Raw genomic sequence first — 20,640 nt, forward strand, 5'->3', positions numbered from 1 at the left:
CTCGCCATCCGTGTCTGCAGTTCATCCGCAATGGTTTGAACTGCAGACATGTGATTATTCTATAACACCACAGCCACTCTGCTAATATACTGTGTAAGCTCATTCAAACGTAACGGTTTAGCAAAGAAATAGCCCTGCAATAAATCACAATTATAATGTCTTAGTTTGTCATATTGGGCTTGAGTTTCGACCCCTTCAGCAACCACTGTCATGTTAAATGAGTTACCGATAGCAATGATGGTTTTTACCAAGGCATCACTTTGGTCACTGTCTAAAAATTTATCGATAAATGAACGATCAATTTTAATCTCGTTAAAAGGCAGATCACTCAAATAACTGAGTGAAGAAAAACCGGTACCAAAATCATCAAGAGATAAACCAAAACCACACTGTCTTAATTCATGAAACAGCGGCGACAGGCTTAATATGCTGTCGATTGCGGCGCTTTCCGTCAGCTCAAAAGTCACTCTCGAACTGTCTATACCGGTCGCTTTAACGACACGTTTTATATCAGTAAAGAAATCAGGTTCAATAATCTGTATCGGCGAGATGTTAATAGATAGCTCTAAAGCCCCATTACCATTAGGTGATATAGACAAGATCTCATCACAGGCGATCTTAATGACCGATAAACCCAGCGCATGGATAGCGCCACATTTTTCAGCGATAGTAATGAATTCCGCGGGATTAACCTGGCCAAAAACAGGACTGTTCCAGCGACAGAGCGCTTCAACACTGATCACCTGTTTATTTTTTGCATTCACCTGGGGTTGATAGTGGAGCTCAAATTCATCCCGCTCTAGCGCCTTATAAAGCTCTTCTTTCATGGCGCGCTGGCGTTTGAGCTGAGCATCAAACTCAGCTTCAAATAAACAGAGCCTACCTTTACCCTGCCCCTTCGCTTTATACAGGGCAACATCCGCTTTACCAATCAACACCTCTAGGGTTTGCCCATCATCAGGAAAGACCGATACACCAACGCTACAGTTTGATTTTATTTCTCGCTCGCCACATCGCATTTTCGTGTTAAATATATCATTAATTTTTGTAACCTTAGTCGCGATCTCCGCTTGCGTATTAAACCCAGAAAAGCAAAACAGAAACTCATCACCGCCAAAGCGGCAGACCATATCGCCCGTACCTAAGATTTTTTCAAAACGCCGACTGACGGCACAAATCAGCTCATCACCGACTGTGTGCCCATATAGATCATTCACATATTTAAAATTGTCGATATCGACAAAGGCGATAGCCATATATTTTTCATTGCCACCGGTCAGTATCTGCTGGGCAAATTTATCCAGCGATGCACGATTGGGAAGCCCGGTAAGCGGATCATGCAGCGCCATATGGCTCATCGCATTGTTCGCACTTTTTAGTTTAATAAAATTGCTTTCTATTTTCAGCTCAAATTGGGCGAAGCGTCGCGCTACTAACTTTCTCAGATAATAGGTCAAAAAGCCCACGACGAGGATAAGTGCGAGACTAAAACCGATTAATGCATGCAGCTTCTTGCGGTTCTGCTTCACAATGATTTGTTCTTTTTGTTGTAGATATTCTTCCATCGCGGTGACATATACTCCAGAACCCATCATCCATCCCCAGTCGGGGTACCACTTAACATAGCTAAGTTTATCCGGGCCCTGCACATTATCAGGCTGGTACACGCTGGAGTATTTTACATATCCGCCATTGTTTTTTGCCGTAGTAAACATTTCCAGAACTTGCGCTTCGGTCTGATAATGACCATAATCCTGAGTAATTAACTCATTACTTTGATGCGCCAATATCACGCCCTGGGCATCAAGCACAAACATATATCCATTGTTCCCAAATCGAATCGTCGATATCCAATGCAGTAGGTCTTTCTTTACCGAGGCCTCAAAGTCCTCGACATATTCGCCACTGCCAATGATCCAGCCGTAAGGTTCAAAGTGTTTCAAAAAACCAATCTTTTCCCGATCATCAACACTGTTATTGTTATTGTTATTAGGTTTATAAAACCACCACTTAGTAAAACCCTCGTGCTTATCTTTAACCAGCGCAATGAATTCCCTGATAAAATAAGTACCGCGACTGTCTTGCATATCACCTAGATAGGTTTTCTCCTTGTCCGGGTGATGAGGCAACATGATATTATTGCCCTCCAGATCATAGATAAAATAATAACCACGACCGTGATGAAAACGAATGTTTTTTAGTGCGGTTACGATCAACGCATGCACATCCTCAGCCGATTTATCTGTATTATCACTGTAAATAGCGTGGGCAATATCGTATGCCTGATACACTTTTTCTTTAATATCGGCCTTTAATACGTTTTCCGTGCGGTCTCGTTCGTAACTGACCTGCTGGTAAATAGTATCAACTCGGTTTTTAATTTGCTGTTTTTGACGCTCATTAAACTCGGTACGCAAGTTTCTGATCTTTTCTTTGAGTTCGATTCTATTATCGATGAGCAGCTGCGCAATGATAATCAGCGTAAATACCGTACTTAAGATAATCGGTATTAGCTGAATAATTCTCAACAATTTTTTGTTCAAATTATTATCCATAAAAGAATCAACTTATTACGATATGTTATATAGGCAAGAGGAAATACTGTATTTTGAATATAAAGAAAAATAACATACTGTATAGATCGATTCAATAACCTATCGATGGTAGCGCTGATTTCCGAAGGCTCACTACGAACGCTATTTAAGTGTAATTAATCAGACCTAGGTAACAACAAATGTTGTAAATTTCAATTAAACTTTAGGTATCTATGATCCTACAATTTAAGTTGTCAGCCTTTATGTATTACGATAAATTCATCGTCTCCTACACCTCTGCCACTGGTGAACAAGAGTCTCATCTTATTTTAGTCGGTAATGAAGAAGGTATCACCCAACTAATGATTGATAACGGCAGCAAGGACATCAATATTGCTGCAGAATGGATGCATTCCAGTACGTTTTTCAATGATGCCAAGCAACAATTACGTGAATACTTTAATAATAAGCGACAAACATTTGATCTGAAACTTAACCCGGCAGGCACGGTATTTCAGCGCCATGCATGGCAGCAATTAATCAAAATACCGTATGGGGAAACCCGTCGTTATAAAGACATTGCGGCAGGTCTAGGCAATCCCAACGCGTCAAGGGCGGTTGGCATGGCCAATAACAAAAATCCAATCCCGGTTATCATCCCTTGTCATCGCGTGATTGGCGCTAATAACAAGCTAGTGGGTTATGCGTACGGATTAGAGTTAAAGCAACAGTTACTGTCGCTTGAACAACGCAGTTAACGCTGTCGAATAAGGCTGTTAGCTATCTCAAATATGATGCCGCTTGCTATAACCAAGCGGAAATGAGTTAGACGTTATACTGTTTAGTTAGGTATTACGCAGCTCAGTTAGATGTTACGCAACTCAGCTAAACGTTACGATATATAGTCATGCCGCTGTACATCATTGACTAATAACTTAGGTTTCAACCTTCTAAGCGTCGTGCGAATGATAATACGTACTTTTTCACGCGACATGGATAACCGTTCGCCAATACGGGACAAACTTAACGGCTCCTCGCCTGTTAATCCAAACCGCAGTTCAACGACCTGACGTTCGTATGCTGGCAAGTTTTCTAATAAAGCCAATAGATAGTCTCGTGTGCTACCGCCTTCAATTTCAGCACTGGGGGTACGAATCGATTGGTCTTCAATGATATCTACAAGTGTGGTGACAGATTCATTATCAGTCACAATACCTTTATCTAAACTTAATTCACTGAAGTAATAAGACAATACATCCATCACTTCATCAACATCCGTTTCTAACACTTTGGCAATGACAACTAGGTCATTATCACTGCCAACATCTAACCCGAGTTCTTTGGCTACCTTAGCAATACTTTTATGCATTTTACCAACATGGATCGGAATGCGGATGGTTCGATCACTGTTCATAATGCTGCGTTCAATATTATTCTTGATCCACCAAACTGCGTATGTTGAAAATCGGAAACCTTTATTCGGATCAAATTTTTCAACGGCGCGGATTAACCCTGTATTGCCTTCCTGAATAATATCAACAAGCGGAATAACGCTATACTGATAACGTTTGGCAACACTAATGACTAAACGTAAATTAGCCTCAATCATGCGATTTTTGGCACGTAAGTCACCATTCGCAACCGCCACTGCAATGTCGTACTCTTCTTCTTTCGTCAATAACTTACTCTTCTTATTGACCTGTTGCAGGTAAGCATCCAGCGCGTTTGATTCGTAAGATATATCCATTTATCTATCCTCTAAAGTGCTAACAGCTTAACCTCAGTTAAATATTCAAATTCAATACTGTAATGGTGAGTACTAGACAAACATTAGAACACTCAGAAGTACCGATAACTAGGTATTAATTAGATTGAGAACAAATAAGGCGACACAGTTTCACGTTTGTGTGCAGCAGATCAAAAAATGGACATCAATAATATCAGGTCGGAGTTGTCAAGGTTGCAAAAAAGACCATTTCATACATACAAAATAATACGTAAGACAGTGATTTTTAAGACTATTGTATATTTTATAAAGTTACCGCTAACGTTTCCAAAAAAGCACAGAACAATAGTCCACAAGGAGCATAGTATCTCGATATAAAGTCCGTATACTGGCTGTAATTTAAGCCTAGGAATGCACCTATGACGATGTTAACACTAACAAAACAACGCGCTGCGCTACACTATTTCTTCGCTGCTGTTATTTTCAGTATTTATGGTGGCCGCGTATGTCCATTTATTGAGTCCATTTCAATCTGGCAGACCAGCGCCTATTCTTTTGTCGTCTTCATCATCATGTTTGCAGTGAGAAATAAGGTGATCCAAGATCGCGCGGGTTTTACAAATGTACTGCGCGAACTGAGTATATTTATCCTAGGTGCAGTCGCGCTGGCGAGTTGGTATATCGCTTACTATGACTTTCCAATCGAAAGTAGTTTAAAAGTGCTGTTTGGTATTGGTTGTTTAGGGGCGCTCATTAGTCTCGATTTAGCCCTACAAGCACAAGTAAAACATTACCCACACACCGAATACCAACAGTTGCCAGAGCAGATGACACACATGCGTCATTCTATTGCCAGCCAACTCGCCACATTAGTGGTGTTTATCGTGATGATGCTCACCACGGTTCTCACGATGATCATGGTAAAAGATGTACGCTGGTTAACCGAAAACATAGGCAAAATCGAAGAACAAGCGGCGTTAATTAGTATCGTCAAAGAATTTGTGTTTGTCGCTGTGATACTGATTATTTATACCTGCACTATCATGTACCACTGGTTGCAGTTATTACGGCTATTATTAGATAACCAGCAACGGGTATTGATTGCGGCGGCAAATGGCGACCTTACTGCTCGGGTACCGGTTTCACACCAAGGTGAGCTGGGCATTATTGCTTATTACACCAATGAGATGCTCAATAAGCTGGCTGAAAGTAAAGACGAGGTCATACAAACTCGTGATGTCGCGATTGTGGGTTTGTCTGCCTTAGCAGAAGCCCGTGATAACGAAACCGGCGGCCATATTTTACGTACCCAAGAATACGTGCGCGCATTAGCAATTCAACTGCAGAACCACGTTAAATACCGCGATTATTTAACCAATGAGACCGTTGAGTTACTCTATAAATCTGCACCTTTGCACGACATAGGTAAAGTCGGGATCCCCGATGCGATCTTGCTTAAACCCGGTAAGCTGACGGATGACGAATTTACCATCATGAAAACCCATGCCATGATAGGGGCGGACTCGCTCGCGGTGGCTGAAAAACAAATGGGCACCAACAGCTTCCTGGCTATCGCCCGAGAAATAGCCTTAAGCCATCATGAAAAATGGGATGGCAGCGGTTATCCTTATCAATTAAGTGGTGATGATATTCCGCTATCGGGTCGCTTGATGGCACTGGCCGATGTTTATGATGCGCTGATTTCTAAACGCGTATACAAACCGGCATTTAGCCACGATAAGGCCAAAGAGATCATTCTCGCTGGCAATGGCAGTCATTTCGACCCAGCGGTGGTAGAAGCATTTATTAATTGTGAACAAATGTTTGTTAGTATTGCCTTAACGTATAATGATGAAAAAGAACAAGTAGCATAAGGATGACAATGCAATTTTCAATACTCGGTAGTAGCGGTTTGTCTGTATCACGAGTCTGCCTAGGCAGCATGACGTGGGGATTTCAGAACAACCAGCAAGACGCCAACCAACAAATTGACTACGCACTGTCACAGGGCGTGAACTTTATCGATACCGCAGAGATGTATGCAGTGCCGCCGTCAGCAGAGACCTACGGTAAAACAGAAACCATTATCGGCAATTGGCTAGCGGCAAACCCGCAGCGCCGTAAAGACATCGTATTAGCGACTAAAATTGCAGGTCCGGGGCTACCTTGGGTGCGCAATGGCGACCCCATTACTGGAGATGCTATCGTACAAGCGGTAGACGCCTCGTTAAAGCGGTTGCAGACCAGTTATATCGACTTGTTTCAATTGCACTGGCCGAACCGCCCTAACCCGCATTTTAATCAGCATAACCCTAACAAGATCCGTTTTAGTGATATCAACGCGGCTGATCATACCGCGCAAATGCTCGATATCTTACAAGGGTTGAAACGTTGTGTAGACGCAGGTAAGATCCGCTTTTGTGGTCTGTCTGATGATACGACGTGGGGAATTAATACCTACCTTAAACTCAGTGAGCAATATGACCTGCCACGCATGGTATCGATTCAAAATGAATTCAGTTTGTTGCACGCTAAAGACTGGCCGTATTTAATCGAAAATTGTGTGCATGAAGATATCGCCTATTTACCTTGGTCGCCATTGGCAACGGGATTATTAACGGGAAAATACTTGAACAATGCGCGACCGGAAGGCAGCCGCTGGACTTTCTCGCAACCCAATAAATTATACAGAAACACTGACAACGTGCACTTAGCGACAGCTGACTATGTTGACATCGCCCACCAGCATGGCATCACACCCGCGCAATTAGCCCTAGCCTGGTGCGATCAAGTTGATGGTGTCACGTCGACGATTATTGGCGCGACAACACTGCCGCAACTAAAAGAAAACATCAGTGCCTTTGCAACACCGCTAACACCACAAGCATTAGCGGATATAGAATCGGTGTTTAAACGCTATCCTGCACCGTTTTAGCCTTCGTCAGGGTATCAAACTAGCCGTTCGTGAGGCCAATTAAAGCGAGTGGTTAGCTTATCGGTTTTATAACTCGCATCACCCTCTTCACTCTCGGCATTAAATCCGGCATTCACTTGCGGAATTCGGCCACTTGTGGTCACACCACGTTGTGCATAAGCAATTTGCAGCGCAATCGCGGTTTGTTGCAAACTTGGGTTTTGAAATATAGCTTGTTCGACTAAACTAGTTAGTTCAGGTATCTGAATCAATTCAGTTAATTGCGTAAGTTCAACCGCATTTTGCTGTTGATATTGCCACTGTGTTGTTGCTGTTAGTGCTGTTTCTGCACCTTGTTGGTAATCAACCGCAGTATTGCTGCAACCAACAACAGCTGCTAAAGTAAGTATTAATACTGACGATCGTAGTGATAACGCTGAATATCGTAATGGACTTGAAATAGCCATTTTTTTCTCCTCAATTCTACTGAGGTAAGTATACAAAATAGCGGGTTAAGGCAGGGTTAAGATGTTTATTATATGTCTCTGCATTGACATTAATTTACTCTCTGGTGTGTAAAAATGAGATCTAATCTACTAAAATTTCACACCTAAAACGTATAATTAGCGATAACTCCACATAAGGATATAGGGAATTAAATATGCCATTTGTTAACATCAAACAGTCATTTTCTGAATGGCAAGAGCGCCTTAATACGCTCGCGGAGCATTCAGGCTTACACTCCATCCTGATTATGGAGTCAAAACCCGATACGATGGAAGTTGTCGTGGCGAATGAACAGCCTATTTACCATGTCGGTGATTGTGGCCCCAAAAGTAGACAGCCTGGTTGTCACGAACTGTATTGCGAACGTGTGGTTGATACGGCGCAGCCAGTGTTCATTCCAGATGCCAGTATTGATGATGAATGGAAAGGTAACGAAGATTACGTAAAATTTAACTTAGGCGTTTACCTGGGTTTTCCGTTAGTAAATCAAGGCGTAGTTGTCGGTACGATCTGCGCGTTAAACGATAAGACCTTTGATTTTAATGAAGGCTCACCATCGGTATGTAGTGAGTTAGTACAATTAAAGACAGATATCGAATTAGCATTCTAATCATGTAAGTGAGCAGCATATTGATGTGCTGTTCACCATTCCCACCAGACTTCCTTCCCGAATAAAGTACATCAAGCTATGCTAACCAGCAGAAAACATTAAATGACATCAAATAACATCAAATAACCAATTATAGTTATTATCCCCTATAAAAAATCCAGTTATATTATTGAAAAGGTTACAATTACTCCTTTTGTTATATATAAAAAGCATACAACACTGTTCCTGATTTGAGCGAACAGTTATTTTTCACTCAAAATAGCACTAAAAAACATCTAAACGCTTATATTTAATAGGTTTTTTTGGTAAGTGTGTGTATGCTAATTAATTCATAAATAAACAGCGCATTTAGCCCATTAATGTTAGACAGGTAACGTTAAATAATGGCGTTACTGTTTGTTATACATAAATAAAATTGAGATGTCATGATGGATTTGATCCCCTCTCTATTACAACAAATGTGTGTCTACCTTGTGTTGGCTTATCTGCTCAGCAAAACACCCATTTTCATACCATTATTAAATATCTCCTCACGTTGGGAGCACAAGCTTAGTTGTTATTTAATATTCTCAATGTTTTGTATGATGGGCAGTTATTTTGGTCTGCAATATGGCGATGCGATAGTTAATACTCGCGCAATCGGCGCTGTAATGGGCGGTCTATTTGGTGGTCCGGTTGTCGGGTTAGCAGTCGGTATGACTGGTGGAATACATCGCTACTTTATGGGTGGTTTTACCGACCTTGCCTGTGCAATTTCGACATCGGTTGAAGGATTGATTGGTGGTTTGTTACATGTCTATTTATTACGCAAGAATAAGATCCACTACATATTTAAACCACACATTATTTTTCTGGTTACGCTATTTGCCGAACTGACACAAATGGCAATACTGCTGGTTGTTGCAAAACCCTATGAGCAAGCGTATGCACTGGTGAGTGTGGCCGCACTACCAATGATCACGGCAAATACCATAGGCGCAGTATTATTCATGAGTATCATCGAAGATAGGAAATCAATTTTTGAAAAGTACTCAACCGCATTTTCACAACGCGCACTTAGAATTGCAGATCGCAGTGTTGGTATTCTCAGTCAAGGACTAAATCCTGAAAGTGCTAAGACCATTGCTAACATTATCTATGAAGAAACCAATGTCGGCGCCATCGCGATCACGGATACCAACAATATTTTGGCCTTTATTGGCATCGGCGAACAACATCATCATGTCAATGTGCCTATTTCTAGCTATATTCAGCAAGCTATAGATGAAAATCGCATCATAGATTTAAACAGTACAACCAATACTTATCAATGCTCAATTGATGACAAATGTCGACTCGGTTCAGCGTTTATCTTACCCTTACGTAATGGGGATAATAAGGTTGTAGGCACCATTAAGTTATACGAACCACGCCGAAAACTACTGTCTAACATTAATATATCAATGGCAGAAGGTATCGCCCAACTCCTGTCTAGTCAGATATTACTGGGCCATTATCAGCAGCAGCAAACCTTATTAACACAAGCTGAACTGAAATTATTACACGCGCAAGTTAACCCGCACTTTCTGTTTAATGCATTAACTACTATCAGTGCCGTTACGCGCCGAGAACCCGATAAAGCGCGGATGTTGATCCAACATCTTGCCCAATTTTTCCGCAAAAATCTAAAACAAAACATTGAATCGGTTAGCTTGCGCGAAGAGTTGTCCCATGTGAATGCTTATCTGACCATAGAACAAGCGCGACTCACTAATCGTCTTAGCGTTAGTATTAATATTGCCCCTGAATTAATGGATATCAAACTGCCTAGTTTTACCCTGCAGCCCCTCATCGAAAATGCGATTAAGCACGGTATTTCAACCATGCTGAGTGCGGGTAAATTAGAGATATACAGTCAAATAACGCCTGAGGGTCCACGTATTTTTGTCACCGATAATGCCGGTACATTTGTCACTAGCAAAGAAGAAAACACGGGGTTAGGACTTAAAATAGTAGATAAGAGACTGATTAATCACTTTAATGAGCACTCAAGTTTACAGATTTCAACGACCAAAAATAAGCTGACCCAAGTATCCTTTTTACTGCCAACCAGCACGATAACAACTAATAAGGAACACTAACTCATGCTTAATGCCATCGTCATTGACGACGAACAATATGCGCGTGAAGAGTTAATCGAATTATTACATGAAACCAAACTAGTTCAGGTAATTCAACAAGCAGAAAATGCAATCGAAGGCTTACAATTAATTAATAAATTTAAACCTGACATTATATTTTTAGATATTCAGATGCCACAAATAACCGGCATCGAAATGCTGTCGATGTTGAATACTGAGACCATGCCGAAAGTGGTATTTTCAACGGCTTATGATCAGTATGCGGTACAGGCGTTCGAAGAAAATGCGTTTGACTATCTGCTTAAACCGATTGATCCAGCCCGCTTACAAAAAACCGTTGAGCGCTTGGTCAAATCAACACAACAGCCAAATTATAACGCCATAACACTCGAATATTTAGAGCGTGTGCCTTGTATTGGTCATAATCGTATTTTGATTATCGCCACCCAAGATATTGAGTTTGCACACAGTGGATTGACTGGTGTATATATAAATACTGCCCAGCAAGAAGCGACAAGTCAGTTAACATTAAAAGTATTGGAAGAAAAAACGCCACTGATCCGCTGCCATCGTCAATATCTGGTTAATCTAAAAGCCATTAAAGAGATCCAGTTATTGGATAATGGTTTAGCCGAGATAATAACGAACAGTGGTCAAAAGCTACCCGTTAGCCGCCGTTATTTAAAACTGTTAAAACAAAGCTTAGGCATTATCTAAACTGACACAAAAAAATAGCCCTACCACTAGCGTGAGTAAGGCTATTTTTATGCTAAAGACTGAATATAAAGAAACATTACTTAAGTGTAGAAGCACTTCTTTTCACCCCTGCCAGGCTGACTTTATATCCAATCTTCTTTGCATCCTTGTCAGCAACAGTGCTGTACGAGTTTAATTGATAGCCGCCAGCCACCAAAAAAAATACAACAAACTCATATAGATCTCCTTATTTATATGCACGTGATTTTAGTAAAATAAAACCATATTAATAGGATTGATTAAGTCAGCGGCGATATGGCAAGTTAAGTGGCCAATGTTACCAGTAACATCAGCTATTATCGGCAATCTGCGGTCGATATGGAGATTTATTGACAGTAATAAAAAAGCCCTTAATCAAAAAAATTAAGGGCTTAATAATAAATAGTTTAAATACTAAAATAGTTTATGGGGAAAACTAATTATGCACAACATTTTTTGTATTTTTTACCACTACCACATGGGCAAGGCTCATTACGGTTAGGCGTTTTTTCAGATACTGTTGTTTTTGGCTTATTTAACATACCGTCTAAATCACGGATGTTTTCTTCTTTGTCTGCATTCACTTCAATGTTCGCAACTAATTTTGTATCCGCTAAAATAGCCTCAACTTCAGTTTGACGCTCTGCCGTTTGCACAACCAAGTTTAAAGGTAACTCGTCAGTCCCAAGCTTAATATCGCGTTTAGTATTATAGCCAGCTTTAACGTAATTTTGTCTCGCGTCGATACGACCTTTGAAAAACATTTTAGACATCTGTAGTTCCTAATTTTGGGATATTCTTAATTCAACCCGCTCTTATACTATAAATATGCCATTTTTTAAATACCAGGTGGCTTAATTAGTTAAAAAGACCTATAAAACTGACTTATACAACTAAAGGTTTCTCCATTCCAGCCGTTAACCAGTTAAATACACTTGCAACGTTAAAAATAATGGCCATTAGTTAATTATTAAACATTTTTGACACTTGCATTTCCTTATCGATAGGCTAGGACACACCCGAATGAATTTCAGTCAATTTAGTATCAAACAAAAACTGATCATCACCATGATTAGTGCCGTCATTACCGCGACCTTACTCGTCGGATTCGTAAGTCAAAACTTAGCCAGAGAAGTTATCGAAACACGCTTAACCACATCAGAACTACCAGCAAAGTTAATGCAGATCCGCAATCAGGTTGATAAAGAGATATCTACCTTACAGCAGGCCGCCCAGCAACTGGCGAGCAATCGGTTTATGCTTGAATTATTGAAAACTGAACGTACCACTGCACAAGAAGCTCAGCTAGTGCAAGTGCTTAACGATGTAAAAAGCCAATATCAGCTTATTGATGCTTCCTTTGCTAACCGTATGACTGGTGACTACTGGAATCAAAACGGGTTTTTACGTCAGCTGAATCGTCAACAAGATGGCTGGTTTTTCGACTTTACCAACAGTAATCAACAGCAGTCTGTGAGTGTATTTAGAGAAAGTAACGGTGAGATGAAACTCTTTATTAACTACCAGCAACGTAATGGGCAAGGCATGTCTGGCCTGTCAAAATCCCTAGATGAAATGGTCGACTTTATCAATCAATTTAAGCTAGAGCAGAGCGGTTTTGTTTATCTGGTGGACGCGGCTGGCATGATCCGTTTACATAATGACAATGCGCTTATGGGAAATACCAGCTTAAGCCAGCTATATGATAATCAATTGGCCACGACCCTACTTAAAAAGACGGCGTTCAATCTGACGGAAACGACCGTTTCGGATCATGCAACATTAATTGCCAGTAGTTATATTCCATCAATGGATTGGTATGTGGTTGCTGAATTACCAACCGAGGAAGCATTCGCCAGCTTATCGCAAGCCAATAACAAGATCATGCTATGGACATTGGCTATTGCCCTGATCTTTACGTTTATCGCAATTTGGTTAGGTAACAACATTACTCGCCCAATTGAACGTATCGCGACCGTGTTTTCGGAACTTGGTAATGGTGACGGCGACCTACGTCAGCGTATTGAAATACAAGGCCAAGATGAAATTGCGCAACTATCATTAGGTTTTAACAGTTTTATTACTAAGATCCACAATGCCATGCAAGAAGTATCACGTACTGGTGAAGCACTCCAGCAGGCCGCTGCAGAGGTTGCCAGCCAAGCACAGATTACCTTAGATAATAGTCATGAACAACGCGACCGCACCTTCCTGGTGGTCACTGCGATCAATGAAATGGGCGCCACGGTGAATGAGATCGCCAATAACGCATCAGCAGCTGCCGTTGAAGCCCAAAATGCTGAAGCTGAAACCAAAGATGGTCAGCAGGTGGTCACGCAAGCCAGTAATGTTATCAACCAACTTGCCGGTGATGTCGGAGAGGTGACCCAAGTCATCGATTCATTAGCCAATAATACCCAAGCGATTGGCAGTATTTTAGACGTGATTAGCAGCATTTCGGCGCAAACCAACCTGCTTGCTTTAAACGCAGCAATTGAAGCTGCGCGTGCGGGTGAACAAGGACGTGGTTTCGCCGTAGTTGCCGATGAGGTGCGTAATTTGGCCAGTCGTACTGCGCAATCGACCAACGAAATTCAAACCATGATTGATAACTTACAAAATGAAGCGAGCAGTGCCGTCGCGGCGATGCTGAGAAGCAGTGAGTTAACCACACAGGGGACTATTGCGACAACCGATACCTCGATAGCCTTGGTCTCTATTGGTGAGCGTATTTGCCTGATCTCTGACATGAACACCCAAGTTGCAACGGCAACTGAAGAACAATCTACGGTGGTGAATGAGATAAACCAGAATATTGTCGAGATTAATGAGATAACGCAGTGTACTGCGGATACTGCTGAAGGTTTAGCTAAATCAAGCCACGAGCTGCGTGATTTATCGGTCCGTCTTGGCGACATGGTTGGGGTGTTTAAATTATAACAACGGCCAGGTTGGCTGAACTCAATAAGCCCGGTAATACGGGCTTATTATTCATATAATGACATCACTCTAATGTAAGGTCATCACCACCACGAGCACACTGGCGAAAAGACTACTTAAAATAAGTTTACGCTCGACTTTCCGCTTAATGTCGCTAGTCCATTTAGTCTGAAATAAGTTCTGCTCAGGACATTGACGTGCGGTTAACAGGCGCTCGTTGATGGTATTATCATTTAACTGCTTAGCGCTATTCAGGTTGTCTGACTGACTTTGTTTTTCTAAACAAGCATGACGGGTTTTAGCATCACAATCGTCACACTTGTTCTTTATATTATCCATGCCTAAATGCATTAACAGTTGACCAATATTTTCTATCTTGTCACCCTTACAGTTAACTTGTTGAGTATTGCCACCATTCAGTTCAGAACAATGCCGATTACGATCCTGTGTAGACTGTTGAATTGTCAAAATAAAATATCCTTACTTTAGAAATCAGATTCTCGATAACAGGTGGTACTTGGCTAACCAGCAAACCCAAACTACCTCTATAGGGATAATACTTAAATGTGACCTAGATCTCAATCATATTATGTAACTATTATTATGTGATCATTATTAATCGTCGGTTAATTTTCTCTTTAACGCCCCTTAGCATAGTATTACCCGATATGCCGGTAACTAGCCCATTAACTTTCACAAAGCGTGATTCTTCTCCTATACTCTGCAGACGTTGGTATCGTTAGCCATGATAGCGATGTACTTATTCAGTTTAATCTCTTTACTCCATAAACCGCGGTTGATTAAGTGGTGTTATATCTGTGGAATTCAAGAGCATAAATATTGATGCTTGTTGTTATAATTTGGAAGTAGTGTGAAAATTGGAATTTCAATTCAGGCGCATTTCAATCCGTAACTAAGGATGAAATCCAATGAAAATTCAATCACTTATTCTATTTTTTCTATTGTCTGTGCAGATCTTCACCTTGGGTCTCTCTACTATTGCCCTAGCAGCGGAACCCTCTGCTTTCAGTTCTTGGGCCAAAACAGCCAAGCTTGGCGGCGCCGCGGTCTGGTCTGGTATGACACAGGGTGAAATCGATCTGCTTCTTTCGAATTTGCAGGCGCAGAAAGTCAGCGTCATTGAGGCTGACTCCTCCCTTTCAAACTATTTGACTGATGCGCAGTTCGAGCTGCAGTTGTCATTGATGCGCACGTTTGTAAACTCAGCACATAAGCGCGGATTGCGAGTCGTTTGGTACTATCCGAGCCTGGAAGTGGTGACAGTGAACGGCAAGAATATCTCACAAACAATGGCTAAAGAGCATCCGGACTGGATACAGATCGGGATGAATGGAACGCCTAATGTCTTCTATGGAGGCGGTGGCCAGGTATTCTGGGTTGAAAAGGACGATGAAAGCGCCTGGATGTCACCCAGTGCCCCCGGCTATCGTAACTATTTTTTAGATCGCGTTCGCAAGATAGTAGCGACGGGCATTGATGGACTCTGGGTTGATGTACCTATCTATGCCGACTTCGGCCCGACCAAATGGAGTGGCTTTAATACCCATGCGGTGGCAAAATTTTTAGCAGACACAGGTTTTACTGCCCCCGCCGTAGAAAACTGGGATGATCCGGTATGGCGACGTTGGATCACTTGGCGTCATGAGGAGCTCGCTCGCTTCCTGAGTGATGTAACAACGGCGGCACGCTCTCAAGACCCTGAATTTCCAATTTTTGCCGAAACCCTTCCAACCGACTATAACGGGGCAACCATTTACGGCCTTGACGGCAGTTATCTAAAACACATCGAAGGCCTTACCCACGTATGGGAAGTCGATACAATGAGCAATACTGTTGGGATGAGGAATGCCCAAGAGGATGACTGGATTTCATTTATTTCCGCATTTAAATATACCCGTGCCGCGTCAGGCGAAAAGCCATCTTGGGTGTTCAATTATGGCAAGCAGGTTGATGATGCTGGGCTAGTGATGGCCGCGGCACTTGCCACAGGTAACAACCCTTATGAATTACAAGTGCCAGAAATGACAACGACTGTCGGCGCGGCTTTCAGAACCCGCATGTTCGACTGGGCACAAAAGTACTCTCCTTATCTGTTTGAAGCGCAAACCGGTGCACGCGTTGCTGTACTTTACTCATCGCCAAGCCGAGATTATGTCGATAAATACCAGGGACTAGGTATGTTTACCACGTGGGAATCGGGCGGAGATCCACTCTGGTGGGCGGGCGATGCCATTGAGAGTGCGTACCAGCGCCAATATCTCGCTGAATACCGTGGTATGGTTAAAATGCTGGTACACGAACATATTCCCTTCGACAGTGTCGTTAACCCAGCTGATGTAGAAGAGCTCTCGCGCTATGACGTGGTGATCCTACCGAATGTCGAAGCAATATCGAACTCAGAAGCCGCGATCCTACGACAATATGTGACCAATGGAGGTAATTTACTGGTAACAGGACCAAACCCGACAGGATTGGATAGGTATGGAACATCGCGTTCTGACTACGCTCTGGCTGAGCTACTCGGGTTTAATAACAATGAACCTCTGCCTGCCGAACATGAAATGCTACACCCTAATGGTGGTAAAGTGAGTTTCTTTTCCGCCTTGTTAGGTAAAGCATATTTTGTATCAAATAACAGCTCCGCACTGCAGATATTATCCTCTCGCATTCTGGCATCAAGTACCCTTCTTCTCACCACCAATGCCGACCGACGAGTACATTTTGAGCTTTCTCACCTTGGTGATGAGACCGTGCTGCAGTTCGTTAATTTCATTGGTGTCGATGGCAGCTTCTCGTTAGTGCCGACCACATTTTCTACCAGCCTTAACATTCCAGCGGGCAAACAGGTTACCGGGGTGGCGTTAACTTCACCAGATCAACCTGCACTTAGTCCTATTGCTTATACAGTTTCAAATCAAAAGGTTACATTTAATGTGTCATTATCCCAATACGCATTAGTGGTCGTGTCTTTTGATGGTGCGCAAACGCCTGTGTTTAATAACACACCGATCGCCGGACAAGATGATTTTAACACCAATATCAACACTGCATTAGTCATAACAGATACCATGTTATTGTCCAACGATGGTGATCTTGATGGGGATCCTTTAACAATCACAACGGTTAATTCGACAAATACAAATGGTTCGTTCACGAATCAGGGGGGAGGCAATTACACTTATACTCCCCTCCTGGATTTTGTCGGCACTGACACCTTGAGCTATGCCATTTCAGACGGTAAAGGCGGTGTCGATTCAGCCGTTATCAATATCAATATCGCGCCATCGTCAACAATCTACTACCCAGAGGCCGTGGTCGTCACGACTGGTAGTTATGATTGGGGAACCATGGCAAGTTTCAATTCGGTCGATAATGATACCTATGACATTATCTCAGCGGCTGTTTCAGGTGGTCGAGAAACCGACTGGTACGCAACAGTGACTATCTCCGAACAACCTGAAAACGTCGCTCAGATCAAGGTTACCCATATTGGGCAATATTCGAAAGCCGGTGTTGAACAGCATCTTTATGTCTATAATTTCCAGGCGGCAAGCTGGGAGCTTGTCGATACGACCATCTTTGGCATCGATGATGATGTACCTGTATCCAGGGTTATCAGCGCTGCAATAGAAAATTATATCTCTGCGCAAGGTCAGCTTCGCGTTCGCATAAAAGGCGCAAAGAACACTAACGGCCTGCAAAGCTGGTCTAATGTACTGTATTGGGAAGTCACCCAATCCCCTGGCGAAACCTTACCTCCAACAAACACCCCGCCGATGGCTCAATTTACCTCTACGTGTACCAACCTTAACTGTAATTTCACCGATACAAGCACCGACACTGACGGCAGCGTGACGGCCTGGAGTTGGGATTTTGGCGACAGTAGCAGCTCGACACAGCAGAGCCCTATCCATACGTTTAGCGCCAACGGACTCTATACAGTAAACCTTACTGTATCCGATAATGATGGCAGCACTAACAGCGTAATGCATAGCGTCACGGTCAGCACCGCGCCACCAGTGAATCAAGTACCGACCGCAACATTCACCTCTGCGTGTACCAACCTTAACTGTAATTTCATTGATACAAGCACCGACACTGATGGCACTATCACCGCGTGGAACTGGAGTTTCGGCGACAGTAGCGGCTCTACACAACCGGGCCCCAGCCATACGTTTAGCGCTGGCGGAACGTTCACGGTTAGCCTTACCGTGACCGATAACGATGGCAGCACAAGCAGCGTATCACATAGCGTCACGGTCAGCGCCGCGCCACCACTGAATCAAGCGCCTAGCGCTGCATTCACCTCTGCGTGTACAAACCTTAGCTGTGAACTCACTGATACCAGTACCGACACTGACGGAACTATCACCACGTGGAATTGGAATTTCGGCGACGGATCCAGTTCTGCACAACAAAATCCGAACCATAGCTATGCGACGGAGGGGTCATACACAGCAAGCCTCACCGTAACCGATAACGATGGTGCAACTAACAATGTGACCCATACTGTTACGATCAATAGTCAATCAGCGCCTTCTACGAAGGTCTATTACCCGAATGCGGTGAATATCACCACCGGCAGCTATGATTGGGGGACTGTGGCGAGTTTCTTAGCACCAGATAGTGATACTTATGATATTGATTCTGCATTAGTTTCAAGTAACCAGACTATAGACTGGTATGTGACGACTACGATCCCGGAAAATCCTGAAAATATCACTCAGATCAAGATGACTAATATTGGCCAATATTCACTGGCTGGCGTTTCCCAGAACGTTTATGTCTATAATTTTACAGATTCTGTCTGGGAACTCGTCGACACTTCCATTGTTGGTAATGAGGAGGACCTAACGGTGTCCTGGATTATCGGCACCAATATCCCTCACTATATTTCCGCGCAAGGTCAGCTGCGGGTCCGAATCACAGGCGCCAATAATGCAGGCAGTTTTTATAGCTGGTCTAATTCGCTGTACTGGGAGGTAACGCAGTCGGTTGGAGGCGAAACACCACCAACAAACACGCCGCCGACCGCAGCGTTCACATCGGCGTGTTCAAACCTTAACTGTGATCTCACAGATACAAGTATCGACACTGACGGCAATGTCACTGCGTGGAGCTGGGATTTCGGCGACGGATCCAGCTCTGCACTACAACATCCTAACCATACCTATGCGACGGAGGGTACCTACACGGTAAATCTTACTGTGACAGATGACGATGGCAGCACCAACAGCGTATCGCATAGCGTCACGGTCAGCACCGCACCTCCGGTAAATCAAACTCCGACCGCAGCATTCACATCGGCGTGCACAAACCTTAACTGTGAACTCATTGATATCAGCACCGACAATGACGGCAGTATTACCGCCTGGAACTGGGATTTCGGCGACGGGTCTAGCTCTACACTGCAGAACCCGAACCATAGCTATGCGACGGCGGGGACATACACTGTTAGTCTTGTCGCGACCGATAACGATGGCAGTACCAGCAGCGTATCACATAGCGTCACAGTCAGCGCCGCACCACCAGTGAATCAAGCACCTACCGCAGCGTTCACATCCGCGTGTACAAACCTCAACTGTGATCTCACCGATATAAGTACCGACACTGACGGCAGTATCACAGCCTGGAACTGGGATTTCGGCGACGGTGAAAGCTCGATACAACAGTACCCTGCCCATACTTTCACCAGCAGTGGAACCTATACACTGAGCCTTACTGTAACGGATAATAATGGTGCGACGAGCACTGTATCGAATAGCGTTACGGTCAGCACCGTGCCACTAGAGAATCAAGCGCCGACAGCTGCATTCACTTCGGCTTGCACTGGCTTTAGCTGCAATTACACCGATGCGAGCACCGATAATGACGGTAACATCACAGCGTGGAGTTGGAATTTCGGCGACGGATCTAGCTCTACACTGCAGAACCCGAATCATACCTATGCGACAGAGGGAGCATATACGGTCAGCCTTACCGTGACCGATGACGATACTGCGACCAGCAATGTGTCCCACACTGTTACGATCAATATTCAATCAGCACCTTCAACGAAGCTCTATTATCCGGATGTTGCGAATATAATCACCGGCAGTTATGATTGGGGAACGATGGCGAGCTTCCTCGCACCAGATAGTGATACCTATGACATTTATTCAACCGCTGTTTCAGGTAACCAGACTATTGACTGGTATGTGACAACCACGATCACCGAACTGCCTGAAAATATCACTCAGATCAAGGTGATTAATACTGGCCAATATTCACTGGCTGGTGTTTCCCAAAGCTTTTATATCTATAACTTTCAAGATAGCGCTTGGGAACTCGTTGACACCTCAATTGTTGATAATGAGGATGACGTGACGGTCTCTTGGATTATCGGCACGAATATCCCTCACTATATTTCTACGCAAGGTCAGCTGCGGATACGAATAACCGGCACAAAGAACACTAGCAATTTTTATAGCTGGTTGAACGCTCTGTATTGGGAGGTGACACACCTGCCACAGTAATACAGTATTACAACCAGA

Annotated in this window: 13 protein-coding genes; 8 read left to right on the top strand and 5 right to left on the bottom strand. The window is 43.2% G+C overall.

Features of this window, described 5'->3' with window-relative positions; genetic code table 11:
• Nucleotides 1–59: 59 nt before the first annotated feature.
• Nucleotides 60–2,543: a cache domain-containing protein gene (locus PE36_RS03495; RefSeq protein ID WP_232286520.1), complete on the bottom strand. Its 2,484-nt coding sequence runs from the start codon at nt 2,541–2,543 to the stop codon at nt 60–62.
• A 224-nt stretch (nt 2,544–2,767) separates the two neighbouring features.
• Here PE36_RS03495 and PE36_RS03500 point away from each other — a divergent pair, with 224 nt between their 5' ends.
• Nucleotides 2,768–3,292 carry a methylated-DNA--[protein]-cysteine S-methyltransferase gene (locus tag PE36_RS03500; protein WP_006030580.1) on the top strand — a complete coding sequence of 175 codons (525 nt, stop codon included), beginning with the start codon at nt 2,768–2,770 and terminating at the stop codon, nt 3,290–3,292.
• 134 nt (nt 3,293–3,426) lie between these two features.
• Here the strand turns inward: PE36_RS03500 and PE36_RS03505 are convergent, their stop codons facing one another.
• On the bottom strand, nt 3,427–4,281 hold the full coding sequence (locus PE36_RS03505; protein WP_006030581.1) for an RNA polymerase sigma factor RpoD/SigA: 855 nt from the start codon (nt 4,279–4,281) through the stop codon (nt 3,427–3,429).
• Nucleotides 4,282–4,679: 398 nt separating this feature from the next.
• On the opposite strand from PE36_RS03505, the gene PE36_RS03510 reads away from it, so the two are divergent.
• Together PE36_RS03510 and PE36_RS03515 are read left to right on the top strand one after the other, a co-directional pair.
• A complete protein-coding gene (locus PE36_RS03510) occupies nt 4,680–6,134 on the top strand; it encodes an HD-GYP domain-containing protein (RefSeq protein WP_006030582.1) in 1,455 nt (484 codons plus the stop codon).
• A gap of 8 nt (nt 6,135–6,142) precedes the next feature.
• Nucleotides 6,143–7,195: an aldo/keto reductase gene (locus tag PE36_RS03515; protein WP_043993809.1), complete on the top strand. Its 1,053-nt coding sequence runs from the start codon at nt 6,143–6,145 to the stop codon at nt 7,193–7,195.
• A gap of 14 nt (nt 7,196–7,209) precedes the next feature.
• On the opposite strand, the gene PE36_RS03520 is transcribed toward PE36_RS03515, so the two are convergent.
• Nucleotides 7,210–7,641 carry a TolC family protein gene (locus PE36_RS03520; RefSeq protein ID WP_006030584.1) on the bottom strand — a complete coding sequence of 144 codons (432 nt, stop codon included), beginning with the start codon at nt 7,639–7,641 and terminating at the stop codon, nt 7,210–7,212.
• A gap of 194 nt (nt 7,642–7,835) precedes the next feature.
• Here PE36_RS03520 and PE36_RS03525 point away from each other — a divergent pair, with 194 nt between their 5' ends.
• The 3 genes from PE36_RS03525 to btsR all read left to right on the top strand — a co-directional run bounded on the left by PE36_RS03525 (nt 7,836) and on the right by btsR (nt 11,128).
• Nucleotides 7,836–8,291 (top strand): GAF domain-containing protein, encoded by a 456-nt coding sequence (locus tag PE36_RS03525; RefSeq protein WP_006030585.1) that lies wholly within the window; start codon nt 7,836–7,838, stop codon nt 8,289–8,291.
• A 428-nt stretch (nt 8,292–8,719) separates the two neighbouring features.
• Complete coding sequence (locus PE36_RS03530) at nt 8,720–10,411, top strand: sensor histidine kinase (RefSeq protein WP_043993811.1); 1,692 nt, start codon at nt 8,720–8,722, stop codon at nt 10,409–10,411.
• Nucleotides 10,412–10,414: 3 nt separating this feature from the next.
• Nucleotides 10,415–11,128, top strand: a complete 714-nt coding sequence (gene btsR / locus PE36_RS03535; RefSeq protein WP_006030587.1) for a two-component system response regulator BtsR — start codon at nt 10,415–10,417, stop codon at nt 11,126–11,128.
• Nucleotides 11,129–11,586: 458 nt separating this feature from the next.
• On the opposite strand, the gene PE36_RS03540 is transcribed toward btsR, so the two are convergent.
• Nucleotides 11,587–11,919: a PBPRA1643 family SWIM/SEC-C metal-binding motif protein gene (locus PE36_RS03540; RefSeq protein ID WP_006030588.1), complete on the bottom strand. Its 333-nt coding sequence runs from the start codon at nt 11,917–11,919 to the stop codon at nt 11,587–11,589.
• 250 nt (nt 11,920–12,169) lie between these two features.
• On the opposite strand from PE36_RS03540, the gene PE36_RS03545 reads away from it, so the two are divergent.
• On the top strand, nt 12,170–14,086 hold the full coding sequence (locus tag PE36_RS03545) for a methyl-accepting chemotaxis protein (RefSeq protein ID WP_006030589.1): 1,917 nt from the start codon (nt 12,170–12,172) through the stop codon (nt 14,084–14,086).
• A 69-nt stretch (nt 14,087–14,155) separates the two neighbouring features.
• On the opposite strand, the gene PE36_RS03550 is transcribed toward PE36_RS03545, so the two are convergent.
• Nucleotides 14,156–14,554 (bottom strand): hypothetical protein, encoded by a 399-nt coding sequence (locus PE36_RS03550; protein ID WP_006030590.1) that lies wholly within the window; start codon nt 14,552–14,554, stop codon nt 14,156–14,158.
• Nucleotides 14,555–15,291: 737 nt separating this feature from the next.
• Here PE36_RS03550 and PE36_RS23665 point away from each other — a divergent pair.
• Entirely contained in the window at nt 15,292–20,622 is a 5,331-nt protein-coding gene (locus PE36_RS23665; RefSeq protein WP_198138574.1) for a PKD domain-containing protein, read from the top strand.
• Nucleotides 20,623–20,640 lie beyond the last annotated feature (18 nt).

The organism is Moritella sp. PE36 (genome assembly GCF_000170855.1).
In the GTDB taxonomy this organism is placed as follows: Bacteria; Pseudomonadota; Gammaproteobacteria; order Enterobacterales; family Moritellaceae; genus Moritella.